17 protein-coding genes and 1 pseudogene are annotated in these 23,575 nt (G+C 68.4%); 1 reads left to right on the forward strand and 17 read right to left on the reverse strand.

The window, feature by feature from the left end:
* Nucleotides 1–114, forward strand: a pseudogene (locus ACSMFO_RS27310) (IS481 family transposase); the annotation flags it as partial.
* Nucleotides 115–141: 27 nt separating this feature from the next.
* On the opposite strand, the gene ACSMFO_RS27315 reads toward ACSMFO_RS27310, so the two are convergent.
* From ACSMFO_RS27315 to ACSMFO_RS27395, 17 genes are all read right to left on the reverse strand, one after another.
* A complete protein-coding gene (locus tag ACSMFO_RS27315; RefSeq protein ID WP_360127441.1) occupies nt 142–507 on the reverse strand; it encodes a DoxX family protein in 366 nt (121 codons plus the stop codon).
* Nucleotides 507–983, reverse strand: a complete 477-nt coding sequence (locus ACSMFO_RS27320; RefSeq protein ID WP_037346248.1) for a carboxymuconolactone decarboxylase family protein — start codon at nt 981–983, stop codon at nt 507–509. The genes ACSMFO_RS27315 and ACSMFO_RS27320 overlap by 1 nt, the downstream gene beginning before the upstream one ends.
* Before the next feature lie 29 nt (nt 984–1,012).
* Nucleotides 1,013–1,876 carry a sigma-70 family RNA polymerase sigma factor gene (locus ACSMFO_RS27325; protein WP_436460999.1) on the reverse strand — a complete coding sequence of 288 codons (864 nt, stop codon included), beginning with the start codon at nt 1,874–1,876 and terminating at the stop codon, nt 1,013–1,015.
* 319 nt (nt 1,877–2,195) lie between these two features.
* On the reverse strand, nt 2,196–4,088 hold the full coding sequence (locus ACSMFO_RS27330) for an OmpL47-type beta-barrel domain-containing protein (protein ID WP_436461000.1): 1,893 nt from the start codon (nt 4,086–4,088) through the stop codon (nt 2,196–2,198).
* 71 nt (nt 4,089–4,159) lie between these two features.
* Nucleotides 4,160–8,125: a ThuA domain-containing protein gene (locus ACSMFO_RS27335; RefSeq protein ID WP_436461001.1), complete on the reverse strand. Its 3,966-nt coding sequence runs from the start codon at nt 8,123–8,125 to the stop codon at nt 4,160–4,162.
* Between the two features lie 19 nt (nt 8,126–8,144).
* Nucleotides 8,145–9,161 carry a multicopper oxidase domain-containing protein gene (locus tag ACSMFO_RS27340; RefSeq protein ID WP_038518455.1) on the reverse strand — a complete coding sequence of 339 codons (1,017 nt, stop codon included), beginning with the start codon at nt 9,159–9,161 and terminating at the stop codon, nt 8,145–8,147.
* Nucleotides 9,162–9,175: 14 nt separating this feature from the next.
* Nucleotides 9,176–10,063 carry a sugar phosphate isomerase/epimerase family protein gene (locus ACSMFO_RS27345; protein ID WP_436461002.1) on the reverse strand — a complete coding sequence of 296 codons (888 nt, stop codon included), beginning with the start codon at nt 10,061–10,063 and terminating at the stop codon, nt 9,176–9,178.
* Between the two features lie 10 nt (nt 10,064–10,073).
* Nucleotides 10,074–11,078 carry a sugar phosphate isomerase/epimerase family protein gene (locus ACSMFO_RS27350; protein ID WP_395878959.1) on the reverse strand — a complete coding sequence of 335 codons (1,005 nt, stop codon included), beginning with the start codon at nt 11,076–11,078 and terminating at the stop codon, nt 10,074–10,076.
* A complete protein-coding gene (locus ACSMFO_RS27355) occupies nt 11,078–14,170 on the reverse strand; it encodes a ThuA domain-containing protein (RefSeq protein ID WP_436461003.1) in 3,093 nt (1,030 codons plus the stop codon). Before ACSMFO_RS27355 ends, ACSMFO_RS27350 begins: the two co-directional genes overlap by 1 nt.
* A 313-nt stretch (nt 14,171–14,483) precedes the next feature.
* Nucleotides 14,484–15,857, reverse strand: coding sequence for an alkaline phosphatase family protein (locus tag ACSMFO_RS27360; RefSeq protein WP_436461004.1), 1,374 nt, complete (start codon nt 15,855–15,857; stop codon nt 14,484–14,486).
* Nucleotides 15,854–16,924 carry a metabolite traffic protein EboE gene (eboE, locus tag ACSMFO_RS27365; RefSeq protein WP_436461005.1) on the reverse strand — a complete coding sequence of 357 codons (1,071 nt, stop codon included), beginning with the start codon at nt 16,922–16,924 and terminating at the stop codon, nt 15,854–15,856. The genes ACSMFO_RS27360 and eboE overlap by 4 nt, the downstream gene beginning before the upstream one ends.
* Nucleotides 16,921–17,784: a TatD family hydrolase gene (locus tag ACSMFO_RS27370; protein ID WP_436461006.1), complete on the reverse strand. Its 864-nt coding sequence runs from the start codon at nt 17,782–17,784 to the stop codon at nt 16,921–16,923. Before ACSMFO_RS27370 ends, eboE begins: the two co-directional genes overlap by 4 nt.
* A 4-nt stretch (nt 17,785–17,788) precedes the next feature.
* Complete coding sequence (locus tag ACSMFO_RS27375) at nt 17,789–19,201, reverse strand: EboA domain-containing protein (RefSeq protein WP_436461007.1); 1,413 nt, start codon at nt 19,199–19,201, stop codon at nt 17,789–17,791.
* On the reverse strand, nt 19,198–20,046 hold the full coding sequence (locus ACSMFO_RS27380) for an SCO3242 family prenyltransferase (protein ID WP_038518478.1): 849 nt from the start codon (nt 20,044–20,046) through the stop codon (nt 19,198–19,200). Before ACSMFO_RS27380 ends, ACSMFO_RS27375 begins: the two co-directional genes overlap by 4 nt.
* Nucleotides 20,043–21,200 (reverse strand): inositol-3-phosphate synthase, encoded by a 1,158-nt coding sequence (locus tag ACSMFO_RS27385; RefSeq protein WP_436461008.1) that lies wholly within the window; start codon nt 21,198–21,200, stop codon nt 20,043–20,045. The genes ACSMFO_RS27380 and ACSMFO_RS27385 overlap by 4 nt, the downstream gene beginning before the upstream one ends.
* A 109-nt stretch (nt 21,201–21,309) precedes the next feature.
* Nucleotides 21,310–22,479 (reverse strand): Gfo/Idh/MocA family protein, encoded by a 1,170-nt coding sequence (locus tag ACSMFO_RS27390; protein WP_436461009.1) that lies wholly within the window; start codon nt 22,477–22,479, stop codon nt 21,310–21,312.
* Nucleotides 22,480–22,520: 41 nt separating this feature from the next.
* Entirely contained in the window at nt 22,521–23,573 is a 1,053-nt protein-coding gene (locus tag ACSMFO_RS27395; protein WP_360087962.1) for a substrate-binding domain-containing protein, read from the reverse strand.
* Between the last annotated feature and the right edge of the window lie 2 nt (nt 23,574–23,575).

Here is a 23,575-nt window from a genome sequence, read left to right on the forward strand (position 1 = left end):
CGAGACGCCTACCCAGACTGGCTCCACACCTACAATCACCACCGCGGCCACACCGCACTCGCCGGCAAACCACCCGCCAGCCGCGTCCCCAACCTCCCAGGTCAATACACCTAGGCGCAAGGATGGGGGCCTTCATGTACTTCAGGCACGTCCGATGGCGACGAAAGCGCACAACGCGAGGTACCCCAGGTCCAGCAGCGCGATCAGGGGCTCGCGGCGACGCCACCGCACGACCAGCGCGCCCGCCATGACCAGCGCCAGTCCGAGGGCCGCCAGCGGCACCAGCGCCGGCGCGATGTCGAGCAGCGCGGGAACGACCAGGCCCACCGCGCCCAGGATCTCGACCACCCCGATGAACTTCACCGTGCCGGGGCCGAAATCCAGCACCCATCCCGCGCCCGAGGCCACTCCGGCGATCGTTTCCCTGCGCAGGAACAGTTTCCCGACCCCGGACACGAGATACATCACGGCCAGCAGACCGGCGACGATCCACAGTGCGGTCTCCATCAGTGCGCCGCGAACTGGCCGGGCGTGTAGTCCCCGGCGGGCTGCCGGGTGATGACGTTCAGCCGGTTGAAGGCGTTGATGAGCGCGATCTGGGCCACCAGTGCCACGAGCTGGTCCTCGTCGTAGTGCTTGGCGGCGGCCTCCCACGCCTCGTCGGTGACACCGCTGCCGTCGGCGAGACGGCAGCCCTGCTCGGTGAGTTCCAGCGCGGCGCGTTCGGCCTCGGTGAAGACCGTCGCCTCACGCCAGCAGGCGACCAGGTTCAGCCGGGTCGTGGTCTCCCCCGCGTGCGCCGCGTCCTTGGTGTGCATGTCGAGGCAGCCCGAGCAGCCGTTGATCTGGCTGGCCCGGATGTTCACCAGTTCCCTTGTCGCCAAAGGAAGTTCGCTGCCGTCGAGCACCTTCGCGGCCGAGACGAAGTGCTTCACCAGCTTCGGCGCGAGAGCGGTCTTGAGGAATTCGAGCCTTGCCTGCATGGGATTTCTCCTTCTCGTCGGTCTTTCACCTACTTCGACGAGGAGGACTCCCGAGAGGTAACACCCATGGCCGCGAGGCGACGTGGATCACTGACCGAGTCGATTCCGACGATGCGGCCGTCGACGATGGTGCAGGCCATCACGCCCAGCAGCTTGCCCGTCCGGCTCCACGACACGATCCCCGGTTTGCCGTTGACCAACGCGGGCCGGGTCATTCCGGCGGCGCGCGCTCCGCGCTGGACCCGGGTGGCCACCTCGGCCGCTCCGAGCCGCACGACCTCGCCGTGACGGCTCTGCGAGCGCCACGTCACGTCGGGGTCGAGCATCTCCAGCAGTCCGTCGAAGTCCCCTTCGCGCGCGGCCGCGAGGAACGCGTCGACGACCGCGCGTTGCCGCGGCTCGTCGGCCGGACGCTGTCCTCGCACCTTCCGGCGGGCCCGGCTGGCGAGCATCTTCGCCGCGTCCGCGGATTTGCCGAGGATCTCGCCGATCTCGGCGAACGAGACGGCGAACAGGTCGTGCAGCACGAACGCCAGCCGCTCGGCCGGGCCGAGGGTGTCGAGCACCACGACCAGCGCCACCCCGACCGATTCGGCGAGCAGCGCGTCCTCTTCCGGCGAATCGTCGAGCACCAGCAGCTCGGGCGGCTCGTCGTAGGAGTCCTCGGGGCGGGTCTTGCGGGAGCGCAGGGTGTCGATGCAGACGCGGCCGACGACGGTGGTCAGCCAGCCGGACAGGTTGTCGATCGTGTCGGCGTCCTGGCGCGCGAGCCGCAGCCAGGCCTCCTGGACCGCGTCCTCGGCGTCCGTGCGGGAGCCGAGCATCCGCTGGGCCACGGCCACCAGACGCCCGCGCTGCTCCTCGAACGCGCTGGCCAGCGCCTCACCGGTCATGTCGATACCTTTCTCGCGCCGAACCCGTCATGGACATGACGAGCGCGACGCGAGAAAGGTAACCGACTCCGTGACTCGTGTGCTTGAGGACGTGACTCACGTGATCGGGGACGGAACTCACGTGTCTGGACGCCGCACTCGGGTGTTCCGTGCTCAAACACGCGAGTTCCGTGTCCAAGCACGCGAGTGACGTGCCTGATCACGCGAGTTCGGTGTCCCGTCACCAGGCCGAAGCGAAGGGGCCTTTCCCCGCTTCGTATGCGAGGAAAGGCCCCTTCACCACATCCGGCACAGCCCTGCGGAGCCGGGCCGAGTACGCTCAGACGTCGCGGATGGGCGTCTTCACGGTCTTCTTCATGCCGGGGTTCTTCGTCTCCGGCTTCTTCTTGCCGGGCTCCGGTTCCGGCTCGGTGGCCGTGCCGCCGATACCGGACTCGATCGCCGCCGTGACGATCAGGTTCCGCTCGTCGGACGAGATGACCTCGCCGTCAAGGAGTTCCTGGGTCACGGCCCCCACGTAGGTCACGAACTGGTCGTTCGACGAGTAGTCCGACTCGTCGTCGATCACGTCGTTGATCGTGCAGCCGTCGCCGGTGTCGCGGTTCTCGACCTGGCTGTCCGCCGTCCCGAGGATCACGGTGTCCCGGAGGTCGGAGTCCGGGCAGGTGTCCGGGCCCGGCGGCGCGGCGACGATGGTGAACGCGCCGCCCTGTTCCGCCGAGACGTTGCCCGCCTTGTCCGACGCGCGGTAGGTCAGCGTGTGCGTGCCGAGCGCGGTCACCTTCACCGGCGCGGTGTAGACCGTCCAGGCCCCGCCGTCCAGCTGGTACTCGATCTTGTCCACACCGGACCCGGCGTCCGTCGCGGTCAGGTTGATGGTCGCGTCCTCGATGTACGACCAGCTTCCGTCCAGATCACCGCTCACCACCACCGAGACGACCGGTGCGGTGCTGTCGTCGCCTTCGACGATGGTGAACGTCGCCGTGCCTTCGGCCGAGACGTTGCCCGCCTTGTCGGTGGCGCGGTACTTCACCGTGTGCGCGCCGACCACGGTCAACGCGAGCGGGGCCGAGTAGGTGAGCCACGGACCACCGTTCAGGTTGTACTCGACCTTGCCGACACCCGAGCCGGCGTCGGTGGCCGTGAGGGTCACGGTCGCCTTGCCGACGTAGTTCCCGGCGGTGTCCTTGGTCCCGGTCACCTCGGACGTCACGGTCGGCGCGGTGGTGTCACCGCTGACGATCGTGAAGTGCGCCATGCCTTCCGGCGAGACGTTGCCCGCCTTGTCCGAGGCGCGGTAGGAGACCATGTGCATCCCGGGCGCGGTGACCGCGACCGGAGCCGTGTACGCGGTCCACGCGCCTTCGTCCACTTTGTACTCGACCTTGTCGACACCGGAGCCGGCGTCGGTGGCGGTGAGCTTCACGGTGGCGGTGTCGAGGTAGTTGCCCGCACCGTCCTTGGTACCCGTCACCTCGGCCGTCACCGTCGGCGGTGTCGTGTCGCCGGGCTGTCCGGTGACGACGGTGAAGGACGACATCCCTTCCGGCGAAACGTTTCCGGCCTTGTCGGTAGCGCGATAGTGGACCATGTGCGCACCGGCCGCGGTGACCGCCACGGGTGCGGTGTACGCGGTCCACGCGCCGCCGTCGAGCTGGTACTCGACCTTGTCCACACCGGACTGACTGTCCGAAGCGGACAGATTCACCGTCGCGGAACCGACGTAGTTCCCGGCGGTGTCCTTGGTGCCGGTCACATTCGCGGTCACGGTCGGCGGGGTGGTGTCGGCGCCGCCGCCGTCGGTGACGACGAACTCGCCCATCATCTTGGTGTGGCCCTGGATCGTGCAGTAGTACCGGTACTTGCCAGGGGTCAGCGTGACCGTGGCCTCGTGCACGCCGTTCTTGTCGTCGTAGGGGTTGGCGAGGATATTGAGGTTGACGTCGTGGTTGTAGCCAGGGGTCGAGGTGTCGAACGTCAGCGTGTGCGACATCGTCGACCCGAGCTCTTCGGTGTTCTTGAAGACGATCGTGGTCTCACCGGCCACCGCGGTGGCCGGTGCGCTGAGGTAGTGGTCGGTGCTGTCGCCCGCGGTCCATTCCAGGGTCTGGACGGGTGCGGCGGAGGCGGGGGCGGACGAGCCCGGTAACACCAGGCCCGCCAGTACGAGCGTCGCGGCCACCAGTGCCACGACGAGGGTTCTTGGGGACATCGCAGGGAAACCTTCCGTACAAAGGGAGACCGGCCGGGCACGCGAACCCGCGCGCCCGGCCGGCTTTCGCGCTACAGCTGCCGCACCCGGATGTTGCGGAACTCCATCAGGTCGTTGTCACCGTGGTTCTGCAGACCGATGAACCCGCTGACGAACTGCCGGAAGTCGGTGGACGGATCGCCCGCCCGCGACGACTGGATGCCCGGCGCGTTCTCGAACTCGTTGATCACCACACCGTTGCGGATGATCGTGTACTTCTGCCCGACGACCTTGATCTCGTACTCGTTCCAGGTCCCCTTCGGCTTCACACCCGCCTGGTCCAGCGGCCGCGGGTCGAAGTTGTAGATCGACCCGGTCTTCTGCGGCTCACCGGTGGCCCCGTCGTACAACTGCACCTCGTGGCCGCAGTAGATCGCGACCCAGGCCTGCGACGTCTTCGCCGAGCCGACCGTGCCGCAGCTGCCCGGCGGACGCTGCTCCAGCGGAGTGCGCGGATCCGGGAACCGGACGAACACACCGCTGTTGGCGCTGCCGGTCGGCGCGATGTCCTTGAACTGCAGCTTCACCGAGAAGTTGCCGAACTGCCGTGCCGAGTACCACAGCATGCCCAGCCCGCCCGACGGTCGCAGTGACCCGTCCGGCTGGATGGCGAACTGCCCGGACGGCGCCTGCGACCAGTTGCGGAACGATTCGGCCGTGCCGTCGTAGATCGCGTCGTAGCCGGTGACGCCCTTGTTGCCGATGGGCGACGCGGCGGCCGCGGCGTTGATCTTGTCCGACTCGGCCGCGTTCAGCACGCCGAGGTCGCCCAGCCGGTCCACGGCCTGGGTGACGTGGTTGACGAAACCGGCGTGGGAGGTCCACGTGCTCTCGTCGTCGATCATGTCGTCGACCGTGCAGCCGCCACCGGCGTTGCGGTTGGTCACCCCGGTGTCGGTGTCGCCGATGGTCACCGTGGCACCGGAATCCGCCACGAGACAGCCGACGCTGACCGAGTTCCGCGTGGTCACCGTCTCGCCGTCCGCGTAGGTCACGGTCAGCTTGGCGGTGTACAGACCCGTGCGCGGGTAGGTGTGCCGCGGGTCGGGCTGGGTCGAGATCGTGCCGTCGCCGAACTCCCACTTGTAGGAGACGCCGCCGGACTTCGACCCGGTGAAGGCCGCGGTGAGCGGCTTGTTCTGCACCATGGTCGACGCCGCCGCCGCGGACGGCGTGGCCTCTCCGCCGGTGTAGCTGATCTTCAGCAGCTTCTGGTTGTTGGTCAAGGTGAAGAAGCCGCCGCCGTAGTCGAGCACGTACAGCGCGCCGTCCGGCCCGAACTTGGCGTCCATCCACTGGTTGAGCTTGTTGTCGCCACCGCCGGTCGGGATGATCTGCCGCACCGTCTCGGCGAACACCGGCGGATCCTGCTTCGCGACGCCGTTCGGGTCGAGGGTGACCGCGATCCGGTTCTGCCCGTTGCTCTGGTCACCGATGAACCACTTGTCGTTCCAGTACGACGGCCACGCGACGCCGCTGTTGGTGTTGACCAGTTCGCGGTGGTACGTCGGTCCGGTCATGACCGCCTGGCCGCCGCCCTTGAGGTAGGGCTGCGTGTAGGTGGCCTCGGCCGCGTTGTACGTCGGGACGGAGCTGTTGGGGCGGTTGGGGAACACCGGCCCGCCGCCGTCCGGCGCGTACCAGATCATGTTCTTCTTGATCGGCGGCAGGTTCACCAGGCCGGTGTTGCGCGGCGAGGTGTTGACCGGGTTGTCGCAGTCGTACCAGCCGGTGAGGACCGCGGCGTCGGTGCTGCTGCGGTCGCGGTACGGCTGCTTGTTGCCCATGCAGTACGGCCAGCCGTGGTTACCGGCCTCGGTGATGACCGTGGCGGTCTCGTACTTGGCCGGGCCGAGTTCCGGGCTCGGCGAGGTCGCGTCCGGGCCGACCCAGGCGGCGGTCAGCCAGTTGGTCTTCTTGTCGACTTGCAGACGCGAGATGTTCCGCACGCCCATCACGTAGATCTCGGGCCTGGTCTTGTTCCCGGGGTCGTTGGCCTCGGGGAACAGGTTGCCCGCCGGGTTGGTGTAGGTACCGTCGGCCTCGGGGTGGATCCGCAGGATCTTGCCGTTGAGGTCGTTGGTGTTACCGGCGGTGCGGCGCGCGTCCTGGAACGAGACGCCCTTGTAGTCCTGGGTCCAGTTGTTGCCGGAGTAGCCGTTGGAACCCTGCGACGAGTTGCTGTCACCGGAACCGATGTAGAGGTTCCCGTCCTTGTCGAAGTCCATGCCACCGCCGGCGTGGCAGCAGCTGTGGACCTGGACGTCCCACGACAGCAGGTCCTTGCGAGTCGCCTGGTCCAGCGTCTGGTTCTTCAGGTCGTAGGTGAACCGCGAGACCGTGCGCTTGCCGATCCGCTTGTCGATGTCGACCGACGAGTGCGGCATCCAGTAGGCGTACATGAAGCCGTTCTCGCTGAACTTCGGGTCCAGCACGAGACCGAGGAGGCCTTCCTCGTTCTTGACCAGTTCGTCGCCGCTGCCGCGGTTGCCCATCACCTTCAGCGTGGTGAGCAGCTTCGGCTTCTTGGTGACCGGGTCCCACTGGTGGATCGTGCCGCAGCCGGCGCCGATCTCGGGGTTGGTCCAGTCGTTAGGCGCGGGCACGACGTTGCCGGCGCAGGCGGCGCGGCCGATGTAGAACACCCGGCCGTTCGGCGCGATGGTGAGCCCGTGCGGCTCGCCGATCTGGTCCATCTGGCCCGGCTGGTTGACCGCGGTCAGGCGTTCGACCTTGTAGTTGGCCGCGATACCCGCCTTGCAGTCACCGCGCACCATGCCGGTGGTCCACTTGAGCGCGCCGAGGATGTGGCTGCGGAACTGGGCTTCGCCGTAGCTCGCCTCGGTCCGGCCCATGCCGCTGTAGAAGGAGCGGCCGCCGTCGTAGTCACGGCACCACGAGATCGGGTGGAAGGCGCCGTTCGCGCCGACACCCGGTTTGTAGGTCGATTCCTCGACCTGCGCGACCGTGTGCACGGTGCCGACCGGGTTGACCTCCCAGTTGAGCCACCGGTCGGTGCGCACCCACTTCTGCGGCAGGCCCGCGGTGGCCGGGTTCGCCTTGTCGAGGACGTCGACCGTGGCCTGCGCCGGGTCGGGTTCCGGCGGCGGCGGGGTGGTCGAGTTGTCCTTGAACAGCTTGAAATCGGCCAGCTGGATGAGCGGCTCGCCGCCGTTGGCGGTGATGTTCAGCCGGTAGTTCGAGTACGCCGTGGTGTTGGCGAAGGTGAACGTCCGGCTCACGAACCGGTCCGGGAATGTCTCGCCTGCGCGAGTGTCCAGATCGATCCACGTGGTCCCGTCGTTGGATCCCTGCAGGGTCCAGCTCTTGGGGTCACGCCCGGCGTAGTCGTTGGCCGAGACGAGCGCGTAGCTGCTCACGGCCACCGGGGCGGCCAGCTTGTAGGCGACCCAGCCGGTCGGCTGGAAGGCCAGCCACTTCGTGTTCTCGTTGTTGTCGGTGAGCTTTTCCTTGGTCTCGTTGGGCGGGTTCTCCGCGCTCGCGGTGACCGAGGCGACCGCCTCCGGCGTGGGACGCGCCCCCACCGGACGGGCACCGATCAGCCCCGAGAACCACTGCGAACCGTCCTGGGCCCGCGCGGCGTCGGACAGGCCGAGGAACCCGCCGCCCGCCTTCATGTAGTTCTGCAGCGAGGTTTCCTGGTCACGGTTGAGCGTGATGCCCTGCGCGGAAAGGAAGACGACACCGCGGTACTTCGCGAGGTTGGCCGCGGTGAACACCGCGGGGTCCGAAGAGGACGAAACGGAGATGCCGTTCGCCTGGCCCAGGCTCGCGATCGCGTCCGTGGCACGCAGGACGGGGTCCTTCTGGTCCGCGGCGGCGCCGTGGAAGACCAGGACGTTCACCGGGACGTTCGTCGCGGCTTCGGCGGTCACCGGCGCGATGGCCAGCGGAAGCCCGGAGGTGACGACGGCGCCGACCGCGAGCGCGGCCAGTGACCGTCTGCGGAGCCGGCGTTGCGAAAATACTCGTCTCAAGTTCTCGCTCCTTTCAAGACTAGTGGTGGTGGGCCGAGGCGCCGGTGGCGTTCGGCGTGGACGTGGTGGTGTGCTGGTGCCCCTTGAAGCGGTCGATCGCCTCCTGGGCGCCCGCGGGCATCCCGCCGTCGGCGTTGCGGACCAGGAACACCCCGGACATGCCGTCGTCCGAGTGCTGCTGGACGTGGCAGTGGTACATCCACGCGCCCGGCCCGACGCCGTCACCGGCGATCACCTGGAACCCGAAGGAGTTGCCGGGGTCCAGGGTCTTGTTGTCGAGGATGGGGGCGTTGTCGGTCGCGCTGGTGAGCATGCCGGTGCGTGTGTCCGCCCAGCGGTGCGCGTGCAGGTGGAAGGTGTGCATCAGGTTGCCGTGCCCGATGCAGATGAACTCGACGCGTTCGCCGAGGTTCGCCTCGAAGATCGGCGTGTTCGGGGCGACCTGGTGGTTGATCCACATTTCGGTGAACACCACGGTGAACTGCTTGCTGGGCAGCAGGTCCCCGCGCCTGCGCACGATCAGGCCGCCGTACAGACCCTTCATCAGGCCCGCGGTGCCGTGGTCGCCGCCGAACGCGTGGTCGTGATAGTGCCAATACCCCGCGCTGCCGGGCATCCAGAAACCGTTGGCCGCCTGGTAGGCCGTGCGGGTCTTCCAGGTGTAGGTCTTGGTCTCGTATGGCTTGTTGAAGGAATCGTTGAACGGCGAACCGTCGGATTTGGTGTCGTAGTTGACGCCGTGCGGATGGATCGAGAGGCGCTGGTCGGTGTTGTTGACCAGCTCGATCACCAGCGTGTCACCCTCGTAGCACTCCAGGAGCGGTCCGGGGATCGTCGGTTTGCCGGGCTCGAGCCCGTAACCGACCCGGGTCGTGCCGGGAACGTAGTCGGCGTAGACGGTGATGTTGCGGGTCATCCCGGCCGCGGCGGCCGGTGCCGAACCGGCGCTGGCCGACACCACGACCGGGGCGATCACCCCGGCCGCGGTGCCCGCGAGCATCGATCTGCGGGACAGCCCGCGTTTCTTGTTGTCCATTGTGGATTCCCCAGCTAGAAGCGGACGTTACGGAGATAGGTGAATCCGGTCTGGGCGGTGCTCAGGGGATCCGTGGGGTTGTCGTGCTCGACGATGTACTCGGCGAGGTGGGGACGGGTGTGGCGGAAGATGCGCGGGAAGTCGATGGCGCCCTTGCCGGGGTCGACCATCTCGCCCGCCGCGGTCCGGTCCTTGACGTGGTACTGCACCACGCGCGGACAGTGCTGCCGGTACAGCGAAACCGGGTCCATCCCGCCTTCCACCGCCCAGAACAGGTCGATCTCCAGGTGCACGTACCGCGGGTTCGTGTTCCTGGTGAGCACGTCGTACGGGCGCACGCCGTCGATGGCGGCGAACTCGTGCGCGTGGTTGTGGTAGCCGAGCGGGATTCCGGCCTGGCGGAACTTCCGTGCCGCCGTGTCCATCCGGCCGGCGAACTGCTTCCAGCCGTCGATGGTGTCGAAATTCGCCCACGGCACGTTGGCGCGGGTGTTCCCGAGGACCTTCGCGTCCGCGATGGTCTTGTCGAGATCGCCGTCGATGCCGACGTGGGTGGACGTCGCCTTGATGTGGTTCTTGTCCAGCAGTCCGCGGAACTCCTCGGCCGTGCGGCCGTAGGTGCCCGCCAGTTCGACCTTCCGGTAGCCGATGTCCGCCAGCGCGGACAGGGTTCCCGGCAGATCGGCCTGCAGCGCGGTGCGCAGGGAGTAGAGCTGGATGCTGATCTTCTCCACCGGGACCCGGCCCCGTCCGTGGTGGCCGGATCCCTGGGTCTCCGCCTCGGTGGCGGCACTGGCCACGCTCGGCAGGGCTACCGCCGCGCCGACCGCGACCGCCGCCGTCGCCGCGCCGCGCAGGAGCGCCCGTCGAGAGTGGAACTGCTCAGCTTCTTCACCGCACATGAAACCGCCCTCACTTCTGGTTGCTGAAAGCCGCGTCGAAGGCCGCCGACGGCTTGTCGAACAGGAGCCCCCGCAGAAAGGTCACGGCCTCCGCCGCGCCCCGGAGCCGGTCCATGCCGGCGTCCTCCCACTCCACCGAGATCGGACCGGCGTAGCCGATCGAATTCAGTGCGCGGAAACAGTCCTCCCAGGGCACGTCGCCGTGCCCGGTCGAAACGAAGTCCCAGCCGCGTCGGGGATCTCCCCAGGGGAGATGCGAGCCGAGCCGTCCGTTCCGTCCGTCGAACCGCTTCCTGGTGTCCTTGCAGTCCACGTGGTAGATCCGGTCGGCGAAGTCGAGGATGAAGCCGACCGGGTCGAGGTCCTGCCAGATGAAATGCGAAGGATCCCAATTCAGCCCGAATGCCGGACGGTCGCCGACAGCTTCGAGCGCACGTTTCGTGGTCCAGTAGTCGTAAGCGATCTCCGACGGGTGGACCTCGTGGGCGAACCGCACGCCCACCTCGTCGAAGACGTCGAGGATCGGGTTCCACCGGTCCGCGAAGTCCTGGTAGCCGTCGTCGATGACCGCCTGCGAGACCGGCGGGAACATGGCGACGTACTTCCAGGTCTTCGAGCCGGTGAAGCCGATCACCGTGTCCACGCCGAGTTTCGCCGCCGCACGGGCGGTGTCGGCCATCTCCTTCGCCGCCCGCTGCCGGACGCCTTCGGGCTCACCATCGCCCCACACCCGGGCGGGGATGATGGCCTGGTGGCGTTCGTCGATCGGGTCGTCGCAGACGGCCTGGCCGACGAGGTGGTTGGAAATCGCCCACACCTTGAGGCCGTGCTCGGCGAGCAGCTTGAGGCGTCCGGGCACGTAGTCCTCTTCGGACAGTGCGCGGTCGACCTCGAAGTGGTCGCCGGAACACGCGATTTCGAGGCCGTCGTAGCCCCATTCACTGGCCAGCCTGCACACCTCGGTGAACGGGAGATCCGCCCACTGGCCGGTGAACAGGGTGATCGGACGGCTCATCAGTTCTCCTCGAAGGTGATCGCGTCGACGTCGAACAAGCCGCCGGAACCGCCCTTGAACACGAGGAACAACGGGCCGGTGCCGCCGGGGTCGGTGATGGCGGAAGCCGGGATATCGGCGTAGGTGTCCCAGCCGCCGGTGTTGGCGACGGTGACCGTCTGGACCAGCGGTCCGTCCACCGCGCCCGAGCGCACCTCGATCGTGCCGCCCGCACCACCGGACGAGACCCGGTAGCCGATGCCGCTGACACCCACGAGGTTCACCGGGTCGAATTTGATCCAGTCGCCGGATTCGATGTGACCGACGCGTTTCCCGCCGCTGGCGCCGGCGTGCGCGACGACCTCGATCCCGCTGGACTGGGTGTAGAACTCGGCCTGCTTCAGCTTCGGCTGCAGGATGGATTCCGCCTCGCCGGTGAGCGCGGGCACGCCGTTGCCGCCGTTGTCGGTGTAGCTGGCGTTGATGACGCCGAAGACGTTGGCGTCCGCGCCGTGTCCTTCGTCGGCGGGCGTGGCGATGGTGCCTTCACAACCGGTCGCGCGGCTCAGCGGATGCCCGTGGCCCTCGTGGCCGAGGATGTATTCGACGGTCACCTTGGAGCAGTCGATCGGGTTGTCCTCGGCGTCGGTCACCTCGACCTTGAACGGGACCATGTCGCCGAAGCTGAACACACTGCCGTTGACCGGAGTCTTCAGCGTGACCACCGGCGCGGTGTTGCCGACGGTGACCACCACGCTCGCCGAACCGGTCAGCCCGGTGGAGTCGGTGACCGACAGCTTCGCCGTGTACTGGCCGTTCGCGGCGTAGGTGTGGGAAACCGGGGTGGCCTCGGTGGAATCGGTCGTGCCGTTCCCGTCGAAGTCCCAGGCGTAGGTGAGCGCTCCGCCGTCGGGGTCGTTCGTCCCCGCCGGGTCGAACTTGACGGTCAGCGGGGCTTGGCCGGACGTCTTGTCCGCGGCCACCTGGGCGACCGGCGTGCGGCGGCCCTTGGTGTAGTCGATGCGGTAGACGGCGGATTCCTTGGAGCCGCCGAAGTAGCCGGTGCCGTAGTCGAGGACGTAGAGCGCGCCGTCCGGGCCGAATTCGAGGTTCATCGGGCGCACGAGGTCCATCGAGTCGAAGAACGGCTTGATGGCGCCGCGTTCACCGTTCGCGCCGACGGTGATCTCCTTGATCCAGCCGCGTTCCCATTCGTAGGCGAAGGTCTTGCCGTCGAAGTACTCCGGGAACTTCGTCTGCGACGGGTTCTTCGCGTCGAACTGGTAGACCGGGCCACCCATCGGCGACTCGGGGCCGGTGCCGAACTCGGGCAGCGAACCACCGTCGTAGGGGATCCACGCCTTCTCCACCGGCGGCAGATCGGTCAGGCCGGTGTTGCGCGGACTGGTGTTCTTCGGCTTCGCGCAGTCGAAGGCCGCGCCGGACTGCTTGGTGGCGAAGTCGTAGTCGATGAACGGCAGGTTGTCGCCGACGCAGTACGGCCAGCCGAAGTTGCCGGGCTTCTTGATCAGGTTGAACTCGACCGTGCCGCCGGGACCGCGCTTCGGGTCGGCCGCGCCGGCGTCGGGGCCGTAGTCGGCCAGGTGGATCCAGCCGGTCTTGCGGTCGACGGCGAAGCGGAACGGGTTGCGGAAGCCCATCGCGTAGATCTCGGGCTTGGTCTTGGCCGTGCCCTTGGGGAACAGGTTGCCCTTGGGGATCGTGTACTTGCCTCCCGCGCCGACCTTGATCCGCAGCACCTTGCCGCGCAGATCGTTGGTGTTGGCCGAGGTGCGCTGCGCGTCGTACACCGGGTTGCGGTCGGCACGCTCGTCGATCGGGGTGAAACCGTCGGAGGCGAACGGGTTGGAATCGTCCCCTGTGGACAGATAGAGGTTGCCCTTGGCGTCGAAGTCGATCTCGCCGCCGGCGTGGCAGCAGATGCCGCGTTCGGCCGGGACCTGGAGGATCTTCTGCTCGCTCGTGAGGTCGAGTTTGTTGTCGGTGCCCAGCTTGAACCGCGAGAGCTGGTTGTAACCCTTGAACGGCTCGAAGTCGGCGGGGGTGCCGTTCTCCGGCGCGTCACCGGCCGGGGTGTTCAGCTTGGGCGCGTAGTACAGGTAGACCCAGCGGTTCTTGGCGAAGTCCGGGTCGATGGCGACGCCCTGAAGGCCGTCCTCGTCGTGGTTGTAGACGGGGATCTGCCCGGCCAACGACGTCGTCGCCGACGAGCTGGTGTACCAGACGCGCCCGTCGCGCGAAGTGTGCAGGACGTCGCGGTTGGGCAGCACGGAAAGCGCGATCGGCTCGCCGGTCTTCTCCTCGCCCTTGGCCAGGGTGATCTGGTCGAAGTCCGCGTCGACCGGGTCTTCCTGGGTCTCCTTGGCGCAGCCCGCCTCGCTCAGTTTGGTGGCGTACTTGATGCCGCCCGCCAGATGCTTGAGGAAGGCCGGCTCGGCGTAGGAGGCCTTGGTGTGCCCGCCGCCGGTGTACCAGGAGCGGCCGCCGGAATTCTCGTGGCACCAGGCGATCGGGTGATCGCCCATCGCACCGTCACCGGGCTGGTAGCTCTTCTCGTCCAGGCTCGCGAGCACATGGACGTTGCTGCGCGGGTTCTCGCGGTAGTTGTACCACTCGTCGGTGCGCGGCCACGTCTCCGGAAGATCCATAGTGGACACGTGCTCGTGGTCTTCGACCTTGACGTTCGCCTGCTGGATCTGCGGATGGGACTTGAAGTACGCCCCGACCAGCTCGCCGTACCAGGGCCAGTCGTACTCGGTGTCGGAGGCGGCGTGCACGCCCACGTACCCGCCGCCTCCCTTCACGTACCGCTCGAACGCGGCCTGCTGGTCCGCGTTCAGCACGTCACCGGTGGTGGAAAGCCAGACCACCGCGTTGAACCGCTTGAGGTTCGCGTCGGTGAAGGCCGCCGCGTCCTCGGTGGCCTCCACCGCGAAGTGGTTCTGTGCCCCCAAATCCTTGATCGCCTTGATCCCGTCGGGGATCGAATCGTGCCGGAAGCCCGCGGTCTTGGAGAACACGAGCACCGTGGCCGCTTCGTGCGCCGATGCGGTCTGCATCGGTAGCGCGACGCCTGTCAGAGCCGTGACCATGGATGTGACGAGCACACCCAATCGTCGTTTCAAAGACATAGCAGTGGCGATCCTTTCGATGAGCGGCGGCGATCAAGGAAGGACTTGCGGGGTGGAGCTTTCCTTTCTGGAGTGGGTCAGCTCGCCGGCCCGGAGCCGAGCCGAGGTGTTGCGAAAGCCACTTTCGCAACGTTGAAGGTTGCGAAAGTGGCTTTCGCAACGTCGGTGGCGGCGGGAGCGGGCGACCATGTCCCGAAAGCCACTTTCGGGACATCAGACGTCGCGAAAGTGGCTTTCGCGACACGCACCGGCCTCAGCACCCCCGCCACCTCCTCTACTTCAGTCCCTGCAGCGACAACAACAGCGGGTGTACGTCGGTGGCCCCCACACGACCGGACGGTTCGAACGCCGGATCCGAACAGAGCAACACCGGACCGTCCTCTGTGGAATCGGGCAGCCGTCCGTGCGAGCCGCGCACCCAGCGCGGGTCGGTCGGGACGACGTCCATCGCGTACCGGAGCCCGGCGAACTTCTTCGCCAGGTTCAGCCCGGCCCGCGCCTTGGCGAACTTGTCCTCCGGGTCGAAGAACAGCTCGGCGGGGTCGTAACCCGGTTTGCGGTGGATCTCGACGCCGCGCGCGAAGTCGGGCTTCCGCTCGTCGTCGAGCCAGTAGTAGTAGGTGAACCACGAGTCCGGCTCGGCGACCGCGACGAGCTCGCCGGCGCGTTCGTGGTCGATCCCGTACTTGGCCTGCGCCTCACGGTCGAGGACCTCGTCGACACCGGTCAGCTCGCCCACGATGGACCGCACCCGCTCGAGATCAGCGGAATCGCGGACGTAGACGTGCGCGACCTGGTGGTCGGCGACGGCGAACGCACGCGACGCCCACGGGTCGAGGTACTCCATGCCCGCCTGGGTGTAGACCTCCAGCAGACCCTCGCGCCGCAGTGCCCGGTTGATGTCGACCGGCCGGTGCACGTTGGTGATCCCGTACTCGCTGAGCGCGACCACGGTCGCCCCGGCGTTGCGGGCGTCATCGAGCAACGGCGCCAACGCGTTGTCCAGTTCCCGCGCGGCCTGCCGTGCCTGCGGCGCGTCGGGGCCGAAGCGCTGCAGGTCGTAATCCAAGTGCGGAACGTAGGTCAGCAGCAGATCGGGACGCTTCTCGCGCAGGATCTGCCGCGACGCGCCGATCACCCACTTGCTCGACTTGATCGACGCCGTCGGACCCCAGTACTGGAAGAGCGGGAACTCCCCCAGCGCGCCGGTCAGCTGGTCGTGCAGTTCGGGCGGGCGCACGTAGGCGTCCGGCGACTTGCGGCCGTCGGCGTGGTAGATCGGCCGCGGGGTCACCGTGACGTCGGTGCTCATCCCCATCGCGTACCACCAGCACACGTTCGCCGACGTGTACCCGGGGTGCGCCGCCCGCGCGGTCTCCCAGAGCTTCTCGCCGCCGACGAGCCGGTTGTGCTGGCGCCACAGGAAGATCTCGCCCAGTTCGCGGAAGTACCAGCCGTTGCCGACGATCCCGTGCTGCGCGGGCATGAGCCCGGTGAGGAACGTCGACTGCGCGCTGCAGGTGACGGCGGGCAGCACCGTGCCCAGTTCGGCCTGCCAGCCGTCCTTCGCGACGGCGGACAGTTTCGGCATGTCCCGCAACGCCTTCGGGGTCAGCCCGACGACGTCGATGACGACCAAGGGTTTCACGCGGAAGCCCCTTCCTTGACGAGGTTCGCCTGTGCCCATTCGAGTTCCGCGGCGATTCCGCCGACGAGGTCGCCCGCGTCCGGGAGCACGCTCCAGGTGTAGGTCTCGACCTCGATATGCGGTTCGCCGGGCAGCCCGGCGGCGACGGTGCGCAGGACGTCGGTCGTGGTGGACAGCGGCGCGGCCGGCGCCTGGTGCAGTGGCATGTGGAAGTGCACGCGCCACGGCCCTTCCCCCGGCAGGTCGGTCCACGCCTCGGGCAGGTCGTCGGCCTTGCGCACGACGCCGCCCGAAAACTCGCGGACCTGGTGCAGATACCGCGGTTCCGCGAACGCCGCCAACGCGTCACGGGCCTCGGCCGGGTCTTCGACGTGCAACGCGGCGGAAGCCTGCACCTTCACGATGTCCACATCGGACTCCGCGATGGCCTTGAGCGTCTCCGCCGGATCGGCGAACGACACCGCGAGGTGACAGGTGTCCAGGCACAGCCCGACGTACTCCGGGTCGACGCGGCCGGACAGCCAGCCCAGCGCGTCGGCCACGGTGTCGAGCACGCAGCCGGGTTCGGGTTCGACGGCCAGTTTGATCGGCCGGTCACCGATCGCGCGGACGACCTCGGCGAAGGACTCGATCGCCCGCCGGTCGTCCTGTTCGCCCCACGGTTCACGCCAAGCCAACGGCAGCGTGGATATGCTGCCGTAAGAAGCATCACCGGCGAGGAGGTCGGAAAGCACGTTCACGCAGTCGATCGTGTAGGCGACCCGGTCCGGGTGTGTCCACTCAGGACGGTAGACCGCGTGCTTGACGACGTCGTCGTGGAAGCCGCCGTATGGGAAGGCGTTGAGCGTGTACACCGACAGCCCGCGGGCGTCGAGTTCCGCACGGAAACGCTTGCGTGCCTCGGCGTCTTCGGCGAGGCCGCGCGCGACCGGCGCGGAAAGCCACAGCCCGACGCCGAGCCGATCGGCGCCCAGCCGCTCACGCACCGGGAGCGCGTACCGCTCCAACTGCGCGACGATGCCGTCGACGTCTTCGGCGGGGTGGACGTTCGTACAGTAGGAGATCATTTGCGGGCACCTCGCAGCACCGAGTTGCCCTCGAACGTCACGGCCTCGCCGGTGAACCCGGGCAGCGGGTCGAGTGTGAGCCTGCCGCTGAGCCCGTAGAAGTCGACCGGGTTCCGCCACAGCACCTTGTCGACGTCGGCCTCGGTGAACCCGCCGTCGAGCATCGCCTGCCCGGTCTTGGCGGTCTTCAGCGGATCGGACCGGCCCCAGTCGGCGGCCGAGTTGACGATCATCTGGTCCAGCCCGTACTGGCGCAGGATCCCGACCATCCGGTGCTCGTCCATCTTGGTGTCCGGATAGATGGAGAAACCCATCCAGGCACCGGAATCCTTGACCAGCTTGACGGTGACCTCGTTGAGGTGGTCGACGACCACGCGCTCCGGCGCGACGCCGGACTCACGCACGACGTCGAGCGTGCGCTTGGTGCCTTCCAGCTTGTCGCGGTGCGGGGTGTGCACGAGCACCGGGAGGTCGTGCTCCAGCGCCATCGCCAGCTGCTGGGCGAAGACCTCGTCCTCTTCCTTGGTCATCGAGTCGTAGCCGACCTCGCCGACCGCGACCACGCCGTCCTTCGCCAGATACCGCGGGAGCACGTCGAGCACCTCGCGGCAGCGGGGGTCGTTGGCCTCCTTGGGGTTCAGCGCGATCGTGCAGTGGTGCCGGATGCCGAACTGCGCGGCACGGAACCGTTCCCAGCCGATGAGCGCGTCGAAGTAGTCGGTGTACGAGCCGACGCTGGTGCGCGGCTGCCCCAGCCAGAACGCGGGTTCGACCAGCGCGCGGACACCGGCCGCGTACATGGCTTCGTAGTCGTCGGTGGTCCGGGAGGACATGTGGATGTGGGGATCGAAGATACGCACTGGCTCAGTTCTCCTTGAGGAGTTCGAGGGCGTCGGCGGGTACGTCACGTCCGGCCGCCCTGCGTTCGTCGGCGAAATCGGCGAGCATTCTCCGAAGCTCGTCGTCCGCGCGGGAAGTGAGGTCCGCGACGGCGGCCAGCGGCACACCGACGAAGACGCATTTGAGGACGCCGTGGCGCCACGTGTGGTCGTCCAGGAACCGGGCGAAGGCACCCATGGCGGCGGCGACCAGCCTGATGTCGTTGGCGCGCAAGGCGTCCTCGACCAGCTTGATCCCGGCGTCGGTGACCTCGGCCCCCGGCGACTCCAGCGCGGAGAGCGCCCGCAGGACCCCGCGCCGCTCGGCGTCGTCGCCGTAGCGGTAGAGATCGCGCAGTTCCGCGGCCAGCGCCGCGTCGTCGAGGACGTCGGCCAGCACCGACACGAGCCGGACCCGTGCCCGGTCGTCGACCGTGCCGTGGACCAGACCCTGCGGATCGGTGTCCGGGCGCAGCGCCTCCCGGCCGACCTCGCGGCCGACGGCCGGGAAGATCGAGCCGATCACCGACGGCTTCTCCCGGATCCGGCGTTCCGCCTTGGCCTGCCACGTCTGCGGCATCGCCGCGGTGAGGGCCTCGAAGGCCCGGCGCGCGGTGTCCGGCGCGGCGTGGCTGTGCCGGGGCAGTTCGACCGCGGCCAGCCCGGTGTAGCCGATCTCCGCCAGCGCGGCGAGCGTCCCCGGCAGATCCAGATGCCCGTCGCCGAACTCCAGATGCTCGTGGACCCTCGGCAGCATGTCGTCCAGCTGCACGTTCCACAGCAGCGGACCGGCGAGGCGGACGCATTCGGCCGCGTTCACCGGCTCGACGGCGACACAGTGCCCGACGTCGAGCGTGACCCCGAAGAGGTCCGGTTCGCCTAGTTCCTTGCGCAGGTCCAGGACCTGGGCCAGATGCTGCACGAGGTGGCCGGGCTCGGGTTCCATCGCCAGCCGCACGTTCAGCCGCGCGGCGTGCTCCAGGACCGCCGCGACCCCTTCACGCAACCGCGACCAGGCGAGGTCATTGTCCACAGTGGACACGCCAGACCAGAACGACACACAGTCCGCGCCGAGATCCCCGGCGATTTGCAGGGCTCGCGCCAGAAAGTCGATCCGCAACGCGGGGTCGTCCGAAAGCAGCGTCGGCGAATGCTTGCGCCACGGGTCGAGCAGGTAGCGCGCGCCGGTCTCGATGACGACCCTGTTCAGGCCGAGCGCCGAAAGCCGGGAGGCCACGTGGTCGACCTGCCGCGCCAGATCGTCGGCGAACGGGTCGAGGTGGTCGTGGTCCAGGGTCAGCGCCACCCCGGTGTACCCGAGGTCGGCGATCACCGCGAGCGCGTCGTCGAGGCGGTGGTTGGAGAAGCCGTTGGTGCCGTATCCGAGCGAGAACGTCATGTGGGGCTCACCTTCCTCGACAGCTTGCGGGCGATCGGCAGCGCGGCCGCGACCAGCGCCGCACCCAGTACCGAGCCCTTCGCCGTGACCGCCGCCTGCAGCGGGACCATGCCGTGGATGCCGTTCTTCGTCGCCGAGCGCACGGACTTCGCCGACGGGTCGCGGACGGCGTCCGCCTGCGCCCGGCCGACCAGGCCCGCGTAGCCCGAACCGGCGGCCATCGAGGCGGCGCGATGCCAGCCCCCACGGGCCGGTCCGGTCAATGCCAACGTTGTCGCCGCGCAGCTGGTGGCCAGCGCCGCCCGGGCGGTCGCCGGGTTCGCGCCGTGGACCTCCCCCGTGGAGAGCGCGGTGACACCGAGCGTGTGGACACCCACCGCCGCCGCGGCCGTGGCTGCCTTCTTCGGCGAATCACCTGCGCCCAGCAGGACGTCGAGCGTGCGGCACGCCGCCATCGCCACCGGTCCGGCCGGGGTCGGCTTGAGCACGGTGTCGTAGGCCCACACCGACGCCGCGAGCGGGACCGCGACGCGCATCGCCCGACGGCCGCCGCCGAGCGCTGCCAGGCCGAGTCCGGCAGCGGTCAGCGCGGCCCCGGTGGTGAGCGCCGCGCCGGCACTCACCCGCCCGGACGGGATCGGGCGCTCGGGCCGCTCCACGGCGTCGAGCTTCCGGTCCGCCCAGTCGTTGAGGGCCATCCCGGCCCAGTAGAAGGCGACCGACGACAACGGCAACAGCAGCCGTCGGCCGGTCATCTTGAGCCCCGCGGCGGCGGATCCGGCGACCGTGTCACCGAGCACCGTCAGCGCCGCGGGCGCCCGGACGAGTTCCACATAGGCCTTCACAGGTCGGCCGCCCAGGTGACCAGGCGGGCGGTCTGCTCGGCGAAACGGTGTTCGTCGCTACCCAGCGGATCCTTGAAGAAGAAGCCGAGTTCGGTCAGCGCGCCGCTCTGGCCGCCGGCGTGCGCGGCGGTGACGAACCGGGCCAGGTCCAGGATCAGCGGCGCCGCGAGCGCGGAGTCGTAGCCGGTCCAGGTGAACTGCAGGCTCATGCGCGCGCCGAGGAAACCCTCGAACGACACGTGGTCCCACGCGGTCTTGATCTCGCCGAGGTCGGGCACGTTGTCGATGTGCAGCGGCGCGGTGACGTCCTCGCCGAGCAGCGCCGCGAGCCCGCGCGCCTTGGATTCCAGCTTGCTGTTCGCGGTCACCGGGTCGGCAAGTGTCTCGCCGTCGCCACCGCCCAGCAGGTTGGTACCCGCCCAGGAGCGGACCTTCAGCGCCCGCGCGCTGAACATCGGCGCGAGGACGGTGCGCAGCAGCGTCTCGCCGGTCTTGCCGTCGCAGCCCGCGTACGGCAGGCCTTCCCGCTCGGCGAGTTGCCGCAGCGCGGGCAGGGTGATCCCGGCGGACGGCGTGAACTCGACGTACGGGCTTCCCGCCTTCAAAGCCGCGTAGGCCGACAGGGAACTCGACGGGAGCACCGCCCGCGCCGGATCCGCCAAAGCCGCTTCGAGCGCGTCGAGGTCGTCGTGTTCGGGCAGGTGGGGACACGGGGCCTCGGTGGAGGACACGTTGACCACGACGACCCGCGCGAGGTCGTGCCGGTCGGCGAAAGCCCGGATGTCCGCCGTGAGCCGGGCGGCCGCGTCGGCCTGGGCACCGGTGTGCGTCGCCGGGTGGTAGCCGTCGCGGATCTCGGCGTCCACCTCGGCCAGCCCGGACCGGACCGCGGAGAACACCGAGTGCCCGAAGACACCGGCGTGCGCCAGCTGTTCGGCGCGCTTCTCCAGCGGGGTGTGCACGATGTCGTGCCCGCCGAGGACCAGATCGTCCCAGCCCGGCAACGGAACCCCGGCGAACGCGGGCAGCTCGGTGACACAGCCGCCACCGCCGGCGACCCCCGCGCGCAGCGCGAGGAGCCCTACCGCGGCGGTAGTGGCGACAGACCCCCTCGCCCCGATCAACCAGATGCCCGTACGCTCGTGAGCAGGCATTTCTCCACCTTTCCAGAACCCGAGAACCCCAACCTCCGATGGTCGGATGTTTCGGATCGAACCAAGTCGCAGTGATAGCCGTCATGCGACTTTCGGCTGGATCTCTCGCTCAGTTACTCCCCTTCACGGTGACTCCGGGCACAGTGGTCCATCGCGCCTCGTCGGACGCGCTGCGCTCGACCGCGTCCAAAACCTGCTGAACCCGCAATCCGTCCTCGAAGGACGGTTCGGGATCCTTGCCTTCGCCGATCGCGGTGAGCAGATCGGCGACCTCGTTGGTGAAGGTGTGCTCGTAGCCGAGCAGGTGGCCCGGCGGCCACCACACCCCGACGTACGGGTGCTCGGGTTCGGTGACCAGGATCCGGCGGAACCCGGCCTCGGTGGGCGGCTGGCCACCGTCGAAGAAGGACAGTTCGTTCATCGACTCGAAGTCGAACGCGAGGCTCGCCTTCGACCCGTTGATCTCCAGCCGCATCGCGTTCTTGCGGCCCAGCGCGAACCGGGTCGCCTCGAAACTCGCCACCGCGCCGCCGGTGAACCGGCCGAGGAACAGCGCGGTGTCGTCGACCGTGACCTGCCCGGTGCCGCCGTCGCCGTCCGGCCGCTCCTTGACGAAGGTGTTGGTCAGCGCGGAAACCCCGGTGATCGTGTCGCCGGTGACGAACTGGGCGGCGTCGACGATGTGCGCGCCGAGGTCGCCCAGCGCGCCGGAGCCCGCCTTGTCCTTGTGCAGCCGCCAGGTCATCGGCGCCTGGGCGTCGGACAGCCAGTCCTGCAGGTAGACCGACCGCACGTGGCGAATCTCGCCGAGCGCCCCGCTCGCGACCAGTTTCCTGGCGTGTGCGAGCGCGGGCACCCGGCGATAGTTGAACGCCACCATGGACCGGACGCCGTTGGCCCGTGCCTTCGCCGCCGCCTCGGCCATCGCTTCGGCTTCGGCGAGGGTGTTGGCCAGCGGTTTCTCGCACAGCACGTGCTTGCCCGCTTCGAGCGCGGCGATCGCGATCTCGGCGTGGCTGTCGCCCGGCGTGCAGATGTCGACCAGGTCGACGTCGTCGCGGGCGATCAGCGCGCGCCAGTCCGTCTCGACGTCTTCCCAGCCGAACCGTTCCGCCGCGGCCTTCGCCCGCACTTCGTCACGGCCGCCGAGCACGGCGAGTCGCGGGATCAGCGGTGGCGCGAAGAACCGGTGCACGCTGCGCCACGCGTGCGAATGCACCGCACCCATGAACGCGTGGCCCACCATGCCGATCCCGATCGTTTCCGTTGCCGTGCTCAATACCCCTCCTAGATCTCCGCTTGCGTGTCGGGTACGCGGGTTTACGAGTCGAAGCCGACGTCCATGTACTTGTCGACGTTCTCCTTGGTGACCACCGCGGAGTACGTGGTGATCTCGGCGGGGATCTCGTGCTCGGCGAAGTCACCGGCGCCCTTGCCCTGGCCGAGCAGCCGCGCGAGCGAGATCGCCGAAGACGCCATCGACGGGCTGTAGAGCACCGTCGCCTTCAGCGGTTCGGCGTCGGACTTGATCAGGTTCATCGCGTTCTTCGATCCCGCGCCGCCGACCATCAGGAAGTTCTTGCGGTTGGCGTTGTTGATCGCCGCGATGACGCCGACGCCCTGGTCGTCGTCGTGGTTCCACAGTGCGTCCAATTTGGACGCCGACTGCAGCAGGTTCGACGTCTGCTGCTCGCCCGACTCCGGGGTGAACTGCGCCGAGACGCGCGGGCCGACCGTGAAACCCTGGCGGGTCAAGGCGTCCTTGAAGCCCTTGCTGCGTTCCTGGGTCAGCGGCAGCGAGTCGATCCCCGCGACCTCGCCGATCACCGGGCTGGCGATGTTCTTCGCCTTCATCTGCTGGGCGATGTAGTTGCCGGCGTTGACACCCATGCGGTAGTTGTCGCCGCCGATCCAGGTGCGGTACGCGAGCGGGGTGTCGAAGACGCGGTCCAGGTTGATCACCTGGATACCGGCGTCCATCGCCTGCTGGCCGACCGCGGTCAGCGCCTTGCCGTCGAACGGCAGGATCACCAGGACGTTGACCTTGGCGTTGATCAAGGTCTCCACCTGGGAGATCTGCTGGTTGACGTCGTTGGTGCCCTCGGTCGCGTTGAGCGTGACCTCACTGAACTTCTGCGCCTGCGCGCGGGCGTTCTTGGTGATGGCCGCCATCCAGCCGTGGTCCGCGGCAGGCGCCGAGAACCCGATGGTGACGGGGGTTCCGGGCTGCGAGTTCGCCCCGGCGTTGGCCACGTTGGCCGCGTTGTTCTGCGCCGGTGCCTCGTTCGAGGTGCACGCGGTCAGCAGCGCACCCGCTCCGACGGCCGCGCCTCCCAGCAGGAAACGGCGGCGATGCAGGGATTGTTCGGTCATGA

Origin of the sequence: Amycolatopsis sp. w19, assembly GCF_051373225.1 — a bacterium.
Lineage (GTDB): Bacteria > Actinomycetota > Actinomycetes > Mycobacteriales > Pseudonocardiaceae > Amycolatopsis > Amycolatopsis japonica.

Bases quoted from the DNA above. Each gene is read 5' to 3' on its own strand.
- ACSMFO_RS27330 (WP_436461000.1), bottom strand. From the start codon at position 4,088: ATGTCCCCAAGAACCCTCGTCGTGGCACTGGTGGCCGCGACGCTCGTA.
- ACSMFO_RS27320 (WP_037346248.1), bottom strand. From the start codon at position 983: ATGCAGGCAAGGCTCGAATTCCTCAAGACCGCTCTCGCGCCGAAGCTG.
- ACSMFO_RS27350 (WP_395878959.1), bottom strand. From the start codon at position 11,078: ATGAGCCGTCCGATCACCCTGTTCACCGGCCAGTGGGCGGATCTCCCG.
- ACSMFO_RS27340 (WP_038518455.1), bottom strand. From the start codon at position 9,161: ATGGACAACAAGAAACGCGGGCTGTCCCGCAGATCGATGCTCGCGGGC.
- ACSMFO_RS27315 (WP_360127441.1), bottom strand. From the start codon at position 507: ATGGAGACCGCACTGTGGATCGTCGCCGGTCTGCTGGCCGTGATGTAT.
- ACSMFO_RS27385 (WP_436461008.1), bottom strand. From the start codon at position 21,200: ATGCCTGCTCACGAGCGTACGGGCATCTGGTTGATCGGGGCGAGGGGG.
- ACSMFO_RS27355 (WP_436461003.1), bottom strand. From the start codon at position 14,170: ATGGTCACGGCTCTGACAGGCGTCGCGCTACCGATGCAGACCGCATCG.
- eboE (WP_436461005.1), bottom strand. From the start codon at position 16,924: ATGATCTCCTACTGTACGAACGTCCACCCCGCCGAAGACGTCGACGGC.
- ACSMFO_RS27325 (WP_436460999.1), bottom strand. From the start codon at position 1,876: ATGACCGGTGAGGCGCTGGCCAGCGCGTTCGAGGAGCAGCGCGGGCGT.
- ACSMFO_RS27345 (WP_436461002.1), bottom strand. From the start codon at position 10,063: ATGTGCGGTGAAGAAGCTGAGCAGTTCCACTCTCGACGGGCGCTCCTG.
- ACSMFO_RS27375 (WP_436461007.1), bottom strand. From the start codon at position 19,201: ATGACGTTCTCGCTCGGATACGGCACCAACGGCTTCTCCAACCACCGC.
- ACSMFO_RS27395 (WP_360087962.1), bottom strand. From the start codon at position 23,573: ATGACCGAACAATCCCTGCATCGCCGCCGTTTCCTGCTGGGAGGCGCG.